Annotated in this window: 9 protein-coding genes; 4 read left to right on the forward strand and 5 right to left on the reverse strand. The window is 52.8% G+C overall.

The window, feature by feature from the left end; translation table 11 throughout:
* Window positions 1–3 precede the first annotated feature (3 nt).
* Window positions 4–1203: an FAD-dependent oxidoreductase gene (locus tag ACS5NO_RS26165; protein ID WP_439417994.1), complete on the reverse strand. Its 1200-nt coding sequence runs from the start codon at window positions 1201–1203 to the stop codon at window positions 4–6.
* Between the two features lie 294 nt (window positions 1204–1497).
* Here ACS5NO_RS26165 and ACS5NO_RS26170 point away from each other — a divergent pair, with 294 nt between their 5' ends.
* Window positions 1498–2262 carry a DUF2310 family Zn-ribbon-containing protein gene (locus ACS5NO_RS26170; protein WP_439417870.1) on the forward strand — a complete coding sequence of 255 codons (765 nt, stop codon included), beginning with the start codon at window positions 1498–1500 and terminating at the stop codon, window positions 2260–2262.
* A gap of 450 nt (window positions 2263–2712) precedes the next feature.
* Here the strand turns inward: ACS5NO_RS26170 and ACS5NO_RS26175 are convergent, their stop codons facing one another.
* Window positions 2713–3882 (reverse strand): alpha/beta hydrolase family protein, encoded by a 1170-nt coding sequence (locus tag ACS5NO_RS26175; RefSeq protein WP_439417871.1) that lies wholly within the window; start codon window positions 3880–3882, stop codon window positions 2713–2715.
* Window positions 3883–4011: 129 nt separating this feature from the next.
* On the opposite strand from ACS5NO_RS26175, the gene ACS5NO_RS26180 reads away from it, so the two are divergent.
* From ACS5NO_RS26180 to ACS5NO_RS26190, 3 genes are all read left to right on the forward strand, one after another.
* Window positions 4012–5409: a sulfatase family protein gene (locus tag ACS5NO_RS26180; RefSeq protein WP_439417872.1), complete on the forward strand. Its 1398-nt coding sequence runs from the start codon at window positions 4012–4014 to the stop codon at window positions 5407–5409.
* 72 nt (window positions 5410–5481) lie between these two features.
* A complete protein-coding gene (locus tag ACS5NO_RS26185; protein ID WP_439417873.1) occupies window positions 5482–6885 on the forward strand; it encodes a sialate O-acetylesterase in 1404 nt (467 codons plus the stop codon).
* Window positions 6886–6978: 93 nt separating this feature from the next.
* On the forward strand, window positions 6979–7161 hold the full coding sequence (locus ACS5NO_RS26190) for a hypothetical protein (RefSeq protein WP_138991794.1): 183 nt from the start codon (window positions 6979–6981) through the stop codon (window positions 7159–7161).
* 105 nt (window positions 7162–7266) lie between these two features.
* On the opposite strand, the gene ACS5NO_RS26195 is transcribed toward ACS5NO_RS26190, so the two are convergent.
* From ACS5NO_RS26195 to ACS5NO_RS26205, 3 genes are all read right to left on the reverse strand, one after another.
* Entirely contained in the window at window positions 7267–9654 is a 2388-nt protein-coding gene (locus ACS5NO_RS26195) for a hypothetical protein (RefSeq protein ID WP_439417874.1), read from the reverse strand.
* Window positions 9655–9677: 23 nt separating this feature from the next.
* Window positions 9678–11672, reverse strand: a complete 1995-nt coding sequence (locus ACS5NO_RS26200) for a glycoside hydrolase family 97 protein (protein WP_439417875.1) — start codon at window positions 11670–11672, stop codon at window positions 9678–9680.
* A gap of 88 nt (window positions 11673–11760) precedes the next feature.
* Window positions 11761–13260, reverse strand: a complete 1500-nt coding sequence (locus tag ACS5NO_RS26205) for a RagB/SusD family nutrient uptake outer membrane protein (RefSeq protein WP_439417876.1) — start codon at window positions 13258–13260, stop codon at window positions 11761–11763.
* Between the last annotated feature and the right edge of the window lies 1 nt (window position 13261).

The raw sequence follows: 13261 nt of genomic DNA on the forward strand, positions 1-13261 counted from the left end.
TTACTAACTTCTCATTTCCTTCATGACCTGCTGAATGGTATCGACAAACTTTTCGGTTACTTCCCGTTTGGGTGTCGTATCCCAGTTGCCGACCAATCCGTTGCCCCCCAGGTAAATCCCGTCTTTCCGCGAAATGATGCTGGCACCCCGGGCGTTGAGCTTGTAGGTCACCTCGTTCTGCGGAATCAGGCAGGCGAGTTGCCCGGAAATCGGCGTCAGTTCTTCGTCATTGAAGATTTCCTTGGCACCCAGCCCCATGCAGTTGACGACGCACATTTCGGGCAGGGCGTCGATATCTTCCAGTTTCTTGATCTCCTGCACCTTGAGTTTTCCCCCCAGCATGATAAACGTACTCAGTTGGTGGTGGAGGTAACTCGGAATATTGAACATCATGCTCGACCGCCAGGAAACGTATTTGGCCCCAAACGAATGCTCTTTCGGCGTCAGCTCTTTCCGCTCGGGAATCAACCCGGCCAGATGGTAGACTTCACCCCCGATGGCCGGGTCCGTTTGTTGCCGGAACGGTTCGTTGCTGACCCCATATTCGTCGACCCACGACACAATATCGTCTAATCCGAGCATAAATTGAAACCGCCGGAACGAAAACCGTGTGGCGTTTTCCCACAAAGCGTGAAATTCGGGCGTGGCCACTTTGGGGTCACACACGCGGGAAGCGGGCGACCAGGTGCCGGTTGCCAGGTTGCTCGTCACATTGGGCGGCAGGTCTTTGGTGTAAATGGTTACTTCACAGCCCTTTTCCTGCAGCAAGCGGGCCGTAGCTAGTCCCACCGTTCCCGATCCCAAAACCGCCACTTTTTTCTCGCCGGTCGACAGGACGAGCTCGCGGGCGAGATTGCCGGTTCCCCACGAGAGCGACCAGCCGCTGCCGCCGTGGCCGTAGTTGTGAACCAGGGTTTTGCTGCCCAGTGTTTCCCTGGCGATGCGTGGGCCGGACGCCCGGAAGGGTCGTAGTCCCACGGTTTCTTTCACAATGCGGTCCAGCGAGAGTTTCAGTTTCGGAACGCGGTGCAGGGGCTGGCCGGACATGGCGCTCAGGCGGGGAGCGCAGGATGAGACGCCGGAAGCCAGGGCGAGCGAACTCAGACTGGCCGTGTGAAGAAAATGTCGACGGTTCATAGTCGCAGGCCGGACGAATCGCCCGGTTGATGGTTTGATTGGGTGATGAAACGGAAAAATAACCAGATCAGGCTATCTGAAAAGAGAATTACGCGGCCGGAATAAATCTACTATATATTTCGAAATATCAAAATATACTTTTGGTATTATAGGGGATATGTCCTATTTGTTTTTCGAATTGGACTATTAGGCGATAAAGGTTCTTGTTGGACTATTTTGCGGAATGCTTTAAAGCCGGAGCCGGGTTGGAATGGTGGGTGTTGCAGCGAAGGTATACTCATGCCGTAATCTTGTGGGAAAATTCACCTATTTTAAAGCTGTTTTACAAAGTTGAAAACCATACTATTCAGATTTTGAACCATGTATTCCGTTGATATTGTGCTTGATATGTCAAAAACCGGGTTTGATGAATCGGCCTACAATCGTTCCTTATTTCTCGAGGGTTTATACGACTCGCGACAGATTTGTACGAATAGTTACCAGTTCATTCGGAATGGAAATCAGATCAGAATTCCGGTGACCTGTCCGGAAAAGGACTCGCTGGACGACCGAAACGCAACGGATTACGCGAAAAAGTGGCGTTCTGCGTTGGAGAGCCAGCTTGGCGCGTCCATCGAGTATGTGCACACGGGCGTGGAAGCGGCTTACGAAGGGTATGAAGTTCCCGAAAATTCCAGCTTTTATATCCTGTATTACAGAGGGTTTTCGCCCTTGGTATGCGGAGATACGCATCAGGAAATCCCGCTTTATAGAATCCCCTACACGTACACGGCCCTTAAAAATTACAAGGACATCAGCGGGTGGCAGTGGGAATACGAGACTTTTTATGATCTGTGGTACAGTATCGATGGGTACGAAAAACGAGCCCGCAAGGAAATGGAAGATGTCAACTCGAACTTGTCAAAGCGGGGAAGGGAAATCTGTCAACGCATTGAAGAAGCAACCGGAGTGCCTACATTCTACTACTTGCTGAATTACCGGGATTGGGGACGGAAAAAGGATTTAGCCCGTAAATGCCCAATTACCGGCAAAGACTGGTTGATTGAAGGATCGACCTTCAACGATTTTATAGGGTTCAAATGCGACGAATCCCGGCTGGTTTCCGGATTGTCGAGTAGTAGATAGAGTCAGTTGTTGTAAAAGTAGTGAACCGGTTTTAGAGATTGGGTAAGTTCTCCAGATCACGCAAATCCTGTGGTCGGCCGACTGCTTTTTTGTTCTTTATTAAGTCTGGTAGGCTGATAAAATTGACAGGAGTATCCTGAATGGTCAGGACGACGCGGTTTTGGTAACATTCTTCAAATGTGACTCCTAAGTCCGCCCAAAACGACATACTTAACGCTTTCCTCGTTCAATAGGCGTATTAGATTTATGTATTCGGTTTCCATTGGCAAGGGGAGGATTAGCCGGATTGGAACGGTAGATTTCCTTAGCATGCTGGATCAATTTTAGGGCAGCTTGCAATCGTTCCTCTGGTGTTTTTGACCACCAATACATTTTGTCGTAGCTTGGTATGTCCTCTCGCGAACGAGCTTTGGAAATCTTACGCATAGACCTTCTGGTTTGTAAGTGACATTACTTCAACAACGCCATCACGGCATCATCACCGACCACCGCGTTGGCCGGTCGCGGATTAGCGTTCGTAAAAACCTGCAAATCAGCCGGTTTTAACAGCACGTTCGGGCTTTCATCGATGTGGCCGTCTTTCATTACTTTGTTTAGATCAAGCTTGAGATGCAGGGCCAGAAAGCGGTAGGCAGCCGTTCGTTTGGAAGGGCCGAAGTCGTGCTTTTCGTTCGGCAGGTGAACATTCTCGACCCGGTTTTTGGCGTTGTAAAAACCGTAGATCCGCTGGACGTGCGGGAATTCGACATTCGGCGTGTTTTTGGTCCAGTCACCACCGTCCGAAATCATGATCATGGGCCGGGGAGCGGCCAGGGCGGCAATCTCAACGTTGTTGGTTTCGTGGGTCGGGCGTTTGTGAATCGGCATGCCACTTTCGCAAACGCAACCGCCGAAGAAGTGCGCCGAAACCATGACAACTGGCACCGAAACTTTCACGCGTGAATCCAGCGCCGTGAGCAGAAAGGTCTGCGTTCCTCCGCCGGATTCGCCCGAAACCGCCACGCGTTCGGGATCGACTTCCGGCAAACCGGTCAGAAAATCCAGCGCCCGGATGCTGTTCAGCGTCTGCAATTTGGCGGCTTCCGGTAGCTTGTGGCTACACTGTTTCGAATCGCCATAGCCCAGCATATCGTAGACAAACACAACCGCACCCATTTTTGCCATCGTGATGCAGCGTTGCTGGGTCTGTTCCACAAACCGGGCATCCGAATTAGCTACATGGCCGTGCGGGCAAAGAACGGCGGCTGTTTTCCCGGAAATACTGGCCGGTTTGTACAGATTTCCGGTTACGTAAAAACCGGGTAAACTTTCAAACGCAACGTTCTCGACCGTATAGCCGTCCATTTTTCGAAGACTGTGCCGGATAGGATTGAGCGGAGCAAAGGCCGGTTTTTCCGGCAGTTTCAGCCCCTCGCGGATGCCTTGCCGGATCTGGACGGCCCGCTTTTCCCAGGAAGCCCGGTCATTATACGCAATGGCGCAATTCTGGAGGGCTTTTGCACCGTCGGGTTCGCTATAGTAGGCCCCCTGCCGCAACTCGGGCCGGTCGGGATTCGGTTGGGCAACCACGCGCAGGGAAAGGAGGGAGAGCAATGAAAGAGCGGCAAACGAAGATCGCATTTCAGGTTGAATTTAGGGTTATGCTAAAGTAAATGTTTTTGGAATGGAGACAAAATAAGATGCAGTTTCCCGTGGACTAATCGCGATTTATACCGTTTATTTACGGTTCCAATCAAAACCGGAACTCCCATGAATCATTTTCACAAAACCGCATGGTTAATTTCTATACTGGTACTATGGACTTTGTATGATGTAAGGGCGCAGTCGGCCAAACAACCCAACTTTATCATCATTCTGGCGGATGATTTGGGCTACGGTGATTTGAGTTGCTACGGTCACCCCACCATTCGAACGCCCCACCTGGATCAAATGGCCGCCGAAGGAACCCGCTTTACCCAGTTTTACGTGGCCGCCAACGTCTGCACACCCAGTCGGGCGGCTCTGCTAACGGGGCGGTTGCCGATTCGGAACGGCATTTTCGGCAAGCGGGCGGTCTTTTTTCCCAACTCGGCCAACGGGTTACCGCACAGCGAAATGACGATTGCGAAAGCCCTGAAAAGCAAGGGGTATCGAACGGGCATCGTCGGAAAATGGCATTTGGGTTCGAAACCGGAGTTTCTACCTTTGCAGTACGGTTTTGATTCGTATTTCGGACTTCCGTATTCGAACGACATGGGAAAGGTAGGCTCCTTTCCAACGCAGCCCGCTCCCCCGAACAACAATCCGCTCTTGCCCTTGTACCGGGATAATACCGTGATCGAAACCGAACCGGATCAGCGATTACTAACCAAACGGTATACCGACGAGGTGCTGAACTTCATTTCGAAGAACCAGGGAAAATCGTTCTTTATGTACTACGCCAGCCCATTTCCGCACGTGCCGCTGTATGCTTCGGACGATTTTGCCGGCAAGAGCAAACGCGGTTTGTACGGCGATGTGGTGGAGGAACTGGACTGGAGCGTGGGTCAGATTCTGAAAAAGCTGAAGGATCTGAAGCTGGATAAAAACACATTCGTCGTTTTTCTGAGCGATAATGGCCCGTGGCTGATCAAAAACCGGCTGGAAGAAAACGGCGGTTCGGCTGGGCCATTGTTTGAAGCGAAAGGGTCAACCTACGAGGGCGGGATGCGCGTCCCGGCCATCGTCTGGGGCCCCGGCCTGGTGAAAGCCAACACCGTGTCGTCCGCCGTGGCGACGTCGATGGATTTGTTTCCAACCATTCTGAATCTGGCGAAGGTGCCACTGCCGAAAGATCAGGTGCTGGATGGGCAGAACATCAAAGACCTGTTGACCGGCCAAAAGGACAAGGTGACCGATCTGGTGTATTATTACGATTCCGACCGTTTGTACGCCATTCGGAAAGGCCCCTGGAAAGCGCATTTCACGACGCATCCGTCCTATTCGCCGGAAGCTCCGGTGCCGCACGACCCGGCCTGGTTGTATAACCTGGAAGTTGATCCCGGCGAGCGGTATGAGGTGGGCCGCAAACACCCGGAAATTCTGGAGGAGCTGAAAAAGGAGTTTGAAAAACACCGGGCGGGGGTGGTGCCGGTAGCGCCCTTGCTGGATGCCATTGTGGAGAAATAGACGGTTTTATGACGGAATACCGCTTACTTTGCGATTCTGGAAGGAACATCCTGAACCGTTTCGATGAACTGTATGAAAAAGATACTCGCGCTGGTATTGCTGGCTACGACCTCCTGGGCTAATGTCACCTTGCCGTCTGTGTTAAATTCCAACATGGTGCTGCAACAGCAGACCGAAATCATGATCTGGGGCTGGGCTGATCCGACGGAAAAAGTGACGGTTTCGGCCAGTTGGGAAAGCCAGCCGGTGAGCACCACCTGCGCCGACAATGCCATCTGGAAGGTGAGTCTGCGAACACCCAAGGCGGGCGGACCTTACACGATCACGATCAATGGGTATAATAAAGTCGAATTGACCAACATCCTGATTGGCGAGGTGTGGCTGTGTTCCGGGCAGTCGAACATGGAAATGACGGCGAGTGGGGGCGCCAAAGATGCCCGCGCCGAACTGCCAACGGCGTTCAATGCCAACATCCGGTTCTTCAAGATTCCGAAACGGGCCGCGGATTCGCCCCAGGTCGATGTTCGGGGCAACTGGGCGGTTTGCGATTCGCTGACGATGAAGTATTTCAGCGCGGTCGGTTATTTTTTCGGGAAAAAATTGCAGAACACCCTCAACGTTCCCATCGGTTTGATCGATATGTCGTGGGGCGGTTCGTTCATGGACTCCTGGGTGCCGGAACCCATCGCAATGCTCTACCCGGAAACCCGCCGGTCGGCCCAAACGATGCCGAAAGCGCCCTGGGCCCCCAATAAACCGGGCGTGCTTTACAACGGCATGGCCGCACCGATCACATCGTTTCCGATTGCCGGCGTAATCTGGTACCAGGGTGAAGCCAACCGCCACGATGCACCGGCCTACCACAAACTGACGCACGCGCTGGTCGACTCCTGGCGGGGCGTATGGCAGACGGATTTTCCGTTTTATTACGTCCAGATTGCCCCCTATACCTACGGCGATAAATACCAGACCGCAGCCACGCGGGAAAGTCAGACGAAAGCGATGGACATTCGGAAATCAGGAATGATCGTGACAACGGATCTGGTGGACAACCTGAAGGATATTCACCCGGCTTATAAAAAAGAAGTGGGTAACCGGCTGGCTAACTGGGCCTTGGCGGAAACCTACGGGCAGAATGTGGGGCTGTATAAAAGCCCGCAATACCGTTCGATGCAGGTGGACGGCAATAAAATCCGGATTACGTTCGACAACGCGCCCAACGGCTTGATCGCCAAAGGGACAGACATTGCCGAGCTGGAAATTGCGGAAGCCGACAAAGTATTTTCCAAAGCGCAGGCCCGCATCAAAGGAAACACGCTGGAGGTTTGGGCCGAGAACATCAAAAATCCGGTGGCAGTGCGGTTTGCGTTCCGCGATGCCCCGGTGCCGAATCTCTTTAGCAAGGAAGGACTGCCGGTGATTCCGTTTCGCACGGATGCGTGGGATTTGGGATTAATTTCTGCCCCGAAGCCATAAGAATGGGGATTTCGGGATTTTCAACAAATGTATCGACTTGGTTGTTTGTAAATTAAGCAAACAAAACCAGTTAGTAATAATCGATCACGACCTATGCACTACGGAGACACGGTAAAACATGCGGATGCGAGCGTCAACAACGGTCATACACTGACGGTTTCGAGCCTGAACGAAGAAGAAACGCAGGTACTCTGCCGACTGGATGACGATTCAGAAGAATGGTTCGACGTGAATGACCTGACCGTTGTTGACGAGTTTGATGATAGCTTTATCTGAAAGAGAATAGGTGAATGTAAAATTTTAACAGGGACGCCCTTTGGGTTTGTGAATTGGTAAGAAACCAAGATTACCAACGCATGGATTACTCCATTGCGCAGACGTTTATTCAAGAATTAACTCTTTTTTCAGAAACGAGTTTGAGTGCGTCGTTAGCCAAAGGGCAGGTTGAAGTGTTGTCAATGTACCATCCGTTGAAAATAACGAAATCGTTAATGCCTGGTTCAGCAGGTGGTTTTTAAGCGGGAAGTAAAAGGTCACATTGCCATCGACCGTATCGATGTGCTCCCAGTTGTTGTACGGAAACGACGGGCTCCGATCGTTGGGAGCGATCACCTCATTTCCGAAATGAATGGCTGCAAACAACCCCTCGGTTTTGTAATTTCCTGGTACGGCCAGGGCCAGATAGCTGCCTGAATCGGCCTCCGCGATTGAAAAAGAATGCGCCCAGGCCAGCTTCGCTTCTTTCTCTTTTTCGAATAAATTGCTGGCTTTCCACGAGCGGGCTGGAAGTTTCCGGCCCTGATAAAACCCTTCGATTTCCCGAACCGACAGCGGAGCATTGGCAATTTTTACATACCGATAGGATCCATCCCCCGGAACTGTCAGGTGCAAATCGTCCCCGGTTCGTTTCATGGTTGCCGACTGCCAGTGAACCAGATCATTGGAAAAAGCAACGGAACCGGGTTGGTAGTCAGCGGGAATCCGGCGGAGAACAAGTTGATCGATTCGCGTCGGATTTTGCAAATCGATCCGCAGCGCACCGGGCTGAATGACACCTTTTGTGTAGGTACTGGCGTAGGCGTTAAAGGCCGTACCAGTATCGCCATCAAAGGCGTAACGATCCCACGAACCGGTTTGAACAAAGGTCGGATCGTTGAAAAAAGCGTCGCGGGCGGCCTGGACTTCCGGGTGTTGCGTTTTTCCCGCACGCGCCAGACTGCGTACTTCCAGCGCATTGTTGTCGTTGGCAAAACACATTGTTTCGTACATCGACGGATGCGTGGACGGTAGCTTGATTGGCGAAAGCGTGCCAACGAAGCGATGGGAAGCCGCCTTTTGCACCTTTCCGGGAAATGACACCTTCATTTCAGAACCAACAGCGTTGGTGGTTATTCCATCCAGCGTCGCTCGGGTGAACGCACGGTTTCCGGTCTTGATCCGGACGGTATGGGTTATCCCCGCTTTCCCCAGTAGCTGCATTACCAGCGGTTTGCCGGGCTGGTCATTGATGATTTTATAATCGATTCCGGTGACCGAAAAGTCGGTATCCTCGGCGGTTATCGTAAACAAAGCCGACCGAAACGGTTGAACTTCCACCGGTACCTGTTTCCCGTATTCGAAAACGCCAATGACTTTTTCGGTGGGATGAATCTGTTTGACGGTGTAACGTGGTGCTGGTTCCAGGCCGATGGAACGGTCACACCGGATGGCACGAGTTTCGCTGGTCCAGCCCAGGTTTCGCAACGTAATAAACCGCGTGGTGGCATTTCCGCGGGAAACCGCCTTGTAACCGTAATCCGTTTCGGGTAACGGCATGGCTTGGGTAAGAATTGACCGGTATTGCCGGTGCAGGTTGTAGATGCGGGCCAGCGTTGGAAATTCGTCGTCGCGCAACAGCCACGGATTGCCATAAATCTCCGGCGCCATGATCAGGCTGCGGTTAAAAGCCTGCAGAATGAGGTCGTCTTCCCAGAAATCAAGCGCGGAGGAAAGGCAAATACCGTGGTCTTCGGTCAGGCGCAGCAGGTTGGGCGGGTACCCCCGTTTCATGTTCCCCTGCCGGTGATGAATGGCCGTCGCATCGTTGAAATTATTGACATCGATGTAGGTTTCCTTGCCTTCCCACAAAAAGGTCGTGGTATATTTTTTAGCCGCTTCACTCAGTGAAATGCGGTGGTTCAGTACGATCAGATCGGGCGAATACTGCCGGGCTTTTTGCATCGCCTGAATGAAGTACGGTTCTTTTTCAGGACGTAAATCGCTGCAACAGGCGTCCATTTTGAAAATTTTGAACCGGTAGTCCCGGCAAAGATTGCCCAGCAGATCCACGCGCTGTTGAGCCTCCTGGGGCGTGTTGCCGTATCCGTCGGGACCAATCCACAATCCCAGGCGCGTTCCGATGCTGTCGGCGCGTTGGGCAATGGTCCTGAAGCCGTTGGGAAACGCTTTTCGGAACCAGGGCGAGTTCAGGTTGCCATACGCCATTTCTTTCGGCGTCGACGAGCAGTTTGGCCCGTTGTCGAACACGCCCGCGTCGAGCAGAAACACGTCGAGTTGCATCCCATACTGCCGCTTCATCCAGCCGAAGAAGTCAAGGTTTCGCAGGGTTTTATGCTCGTTGGAGCCATTCCAATTCCGGTTGATCCAGTCGAAATACATGGCCATCGAAGGTGTTTTTTCGTCGGCTCCGGGATAAACGGGTTGGTCGGTCTGGGCGTAAACGGAGGTGAACGTAAAAAAGGCAAGCAGGCAGCGGATCAGGCGGGTCATTGGAAATAGGGTTTCGAACGGAATTATTTCTTTCGCAATCGGACTACGTAACCGCCCCCCGGTGCCAGGTGGACTGGTAGCACGGTATTTTTGGTGACGGTTTTTGTCGATAATTTATAATCGGAAGCGTAACGGTCAGCATTCAGACCGTCTTCGCAAATGGTGGCTTCGTAGGTTCCCATATCCAGAAAATCTAGGGGGAACGTCAGATCCCGAGCCGTTGAATCCGTCATTGCGCCCACGAACCAATCCTGATTTTTTTTACGAGCCGTCACGAGATAGTCGCCCAGGCGGGCGTCCAGCACCCGGGTCGTATCCCAGGTTGTCGGAATGCTGCCCATCAATTCCATAAAAGCCGGTTCGGTCAGGCCCTGCGATGGATTGCCGGAGAAAAACTGAATCGGACTTTCGTAGACGATAAACATTGCTAATTGCTGGCAACGCGTGGTCATCGACATCACGTTTTCGCCAATGGGCCGGAAGGTCCTGGGCGTCGCATTCGCGAGCAAACCCGGTTCGTAATCCATCGGACCGCTGAGCATCCGGATGAACGGCAGCAACAGATTGTGGTCGGGCGAGGGTTTGTCGCTCCAGATGTTGAACTCCGAACCCAATACCGCTTCGCGGGCTATGGCGTGCGGGTAGGTGCGATTGAAACCGGCGGGTTTGTAAGCCCCGTGAAACATAATCATAAGCTTATGCCGCGCGCAGGCTTCGGCAATTTTCTGGATCAAGCGGACGGTTTTCTGGTCGTCGCGATCGAAGAAATCCGTCATGATGAAATCAATCCCCCAGCGATTGAATTGCTCCAGGGCGGGTTCTAATTGACGCTCCAGGGTCATCGCCAGGGTCCACATGCTGACGCCGATGCCTTGCTTTTTGGCATGGGACATGATGTCGTTCATGTTAATTTCTGGCCGGATTTTGAACAAATCCTGCGTATCACTCCAGCCCGCGTCCATCATAATCCGCTCGAAACCAAATCGTTTGGCGAAGTCGATGTAAAACTTATAGGTCTCGGTGTTGATGCCGCTTTTGAAGGGCACATTGAACAAATTTGAGGAAATAATCCATTCGTCGGTCGATTTTCCCGGTTTTACCCACGAAACGTCGGCCACACGCGAAGGTGACGCCAGCCGGTACACCAGATCATTGCCGGGTAAATCCTTATCACTTGGGGCCACGATCAGCACGCGCCAGGGAAACCTTCGTGTTCCGGCGGTTTTGGCGATGAAGTCGGCCCGTTTGGTCACGCACTTTTGGGAATATTCACCACCCGTTACGGCTTCGTCCAACGGATAAGGTGCAAAATCGCCCTGCAAAGCCTGGGAACCGGTGCCGGTCAAAAACATCCCCGGATAATCTTCCAGATCGGATTCGGTAATGGCGATTTTGGGCGTGGTCGTCGGCACCACCAAAACCGGCGTAAAAAACAGGTTCCGGCTGGTCAGACTATCCAGCGGTTTGACGGTATACGTTTCTTCAAAACTGGTGTGGTAACGGTCCTGGTCTGGCCGTTTGACAACTTCCGGAAAATACAGGCGGTGGTTTTCGGGAAACTGAAACCGGGCCGTTTCGCTTTTTACGATAATACTGTCTTTCAACGTCGATGTGATTCGGTAGGCAATTCCGTCGTTGTAGGCCCGAAAAACCAAGCCAAACGAATTGCGGAGGTCAACCGTCAGTTCCTGATAAACATCCGGGATGATTCTCCTTTTTTCCGGAATGGGCGAAACGATCGTCCCTCGGTTCTGTCTGTTTGTAAACCTCGGATTTCCGGAGCGGGCTGACAGCTTTTTGCCATCCTGCAAAACCAGATCGATTTCAGACGGAGCGATGATCAGCCGGTTCTGGTAGTAAACCTGGTATGTGATCGTGGATGCCAGGTTGAGAACCACTTTCAGCGATCGGTCGGGGGAGTTAATTTCGCGGATAATCGCATTTTGGGCGAAGCAGGCTTCGAAAAACCAGCAATAGAAAAAGCCAACCAGAAAAAAACTTACTAGCGTACGTTTCATGGGATAAGAGAAAAGCCCCCTTTGAACAAGCCAGCCGCCGAAAGGTTTCGGCCTGCTCAAAGGGGTTTTCCAAATGGTGTGGATCAGATTAATAGCCCGGATTTTGTGCCGCAACACCACCCGAACCCAGGGCGGTGTTGCGGTCGATTTCGGATTGGGGAATCGGCAATAACTCGTGTTTATTGGCCTGAAAATAGGGAATAGGTTCTCCGCCCGGCAACGCCAGTTTGCCAGCCGCCCGCCAGCGCAGCAGGTCGCGGTTCCGTACCTGTTCACCCGCCAGTTCCACCCGCTTCTCGTGCATGACGGCCTTCAGGATTTCATCCTTCGTGTTGCACGGAAACTTCGTATTCGGATACGTCGGCAGACCGGCGGTTTTTAGCTCGGCACGGTTTCGGATGTCGTTCAGTCGGGCGATGGCGGCCGGGGCCGTACCGGTTTCGTTCTCGCACTCGGCCAGCATCAGCAGCACTTCGGCGTAGCGAATCCGGCGGTTCATGGCGCTGGTGACGTTACCGGGCGTTGGATTCTTGTAACTCAGGGTGTATTTTTTCCAGGATTCCTGGGTCATCACGCCCCCGGCCCACTGATCGCCGACTTCATAAATCGTCGTTTTTTTGCGCGGATCGCCGGGTTCAAATTCGCTTTTGAGTCCCGGCGAAGGAAGAACGATCCCGTTGCCGGTGTTCATATCGTACTGCCGGGTTCCGTTGGTCGATTCGCGGTATTGGCCCTGGGCGTAGTCGTCGCCTTCGTCTTCAGCCGCCGAGGGCGAAGGCGCAAAAACGTACTCGAAAACCGACTCTTTGTTGAATTCGGTTTCTTCCTGAAAATTCTCCGTGCTGGTCGGAGAAAGCGCGTACAAACCCGAACTCCGAACCTTTTCGAGCACGGTTTTGGCGTTGGCGTAATCGTTCATCTGCATATACGCCCGGCCCAGCAGGGTGTTGGCCGCTCCGCTGGTGGCTCGGCCGTTATCGGCCGCTTCGAAGGTTGGGGGCAGGGCGGCTGCCGCGTCTTTCAAATCCTGAATGGCCGCTTCATAAACGGCTTTCTGCGTCGAACGGGGCACAAAACCGCCAAAATCGGTCACGGGTTTCGTTATCAAAGGAACCCCGCCCCACAGGCTGGCGAGTTCAAAATACGCCAATCCCCGCAGAAACCTGGCTTCGGCCACTACCCGGTTTTTGAGCTGACCCGACGGATCATCCGGGTCGCTGGTAACGGTATTGTTAATCACCACGTTGCAGCGGTGAATCACAATGTAAAAGCCTTTCCAAACCCGTTCGGTGTAGGCGTTGTTGACGCCCAGCGTCCCGCGCAGAATCTCGCCCCGATCGTCGGCCAGGGTCGTGCCCACAAAATCATCCGACCGCAGGTCGTGCAGCCAGATGTAGGCGTTGCCGACTAAATAACTGCCGTTCAGAGTGGTGTAGGCCGCGTTGACGCCCTTCAGCAATTCAGCGCTGGTTTTAAAATACGTTTCCGCCGTGACCGCGTTCGGATTGACCTTGTCCAGGCTATTTTCACAACTGCTCAGCCCGATAAACCAGCCGATCAGTCCGATGAGTAGTGTCTGTTTTTTCATG

It is taken from the genome of Larkinella fluvii (assembly GCF_051857545.1).
In the GTDB taxonomy this organism is placed as follows: domain Bacteria; phylum Bacteroidota; class Bacteroidia; order Cytophagales; family Spirosomataceae; genus Larkinella.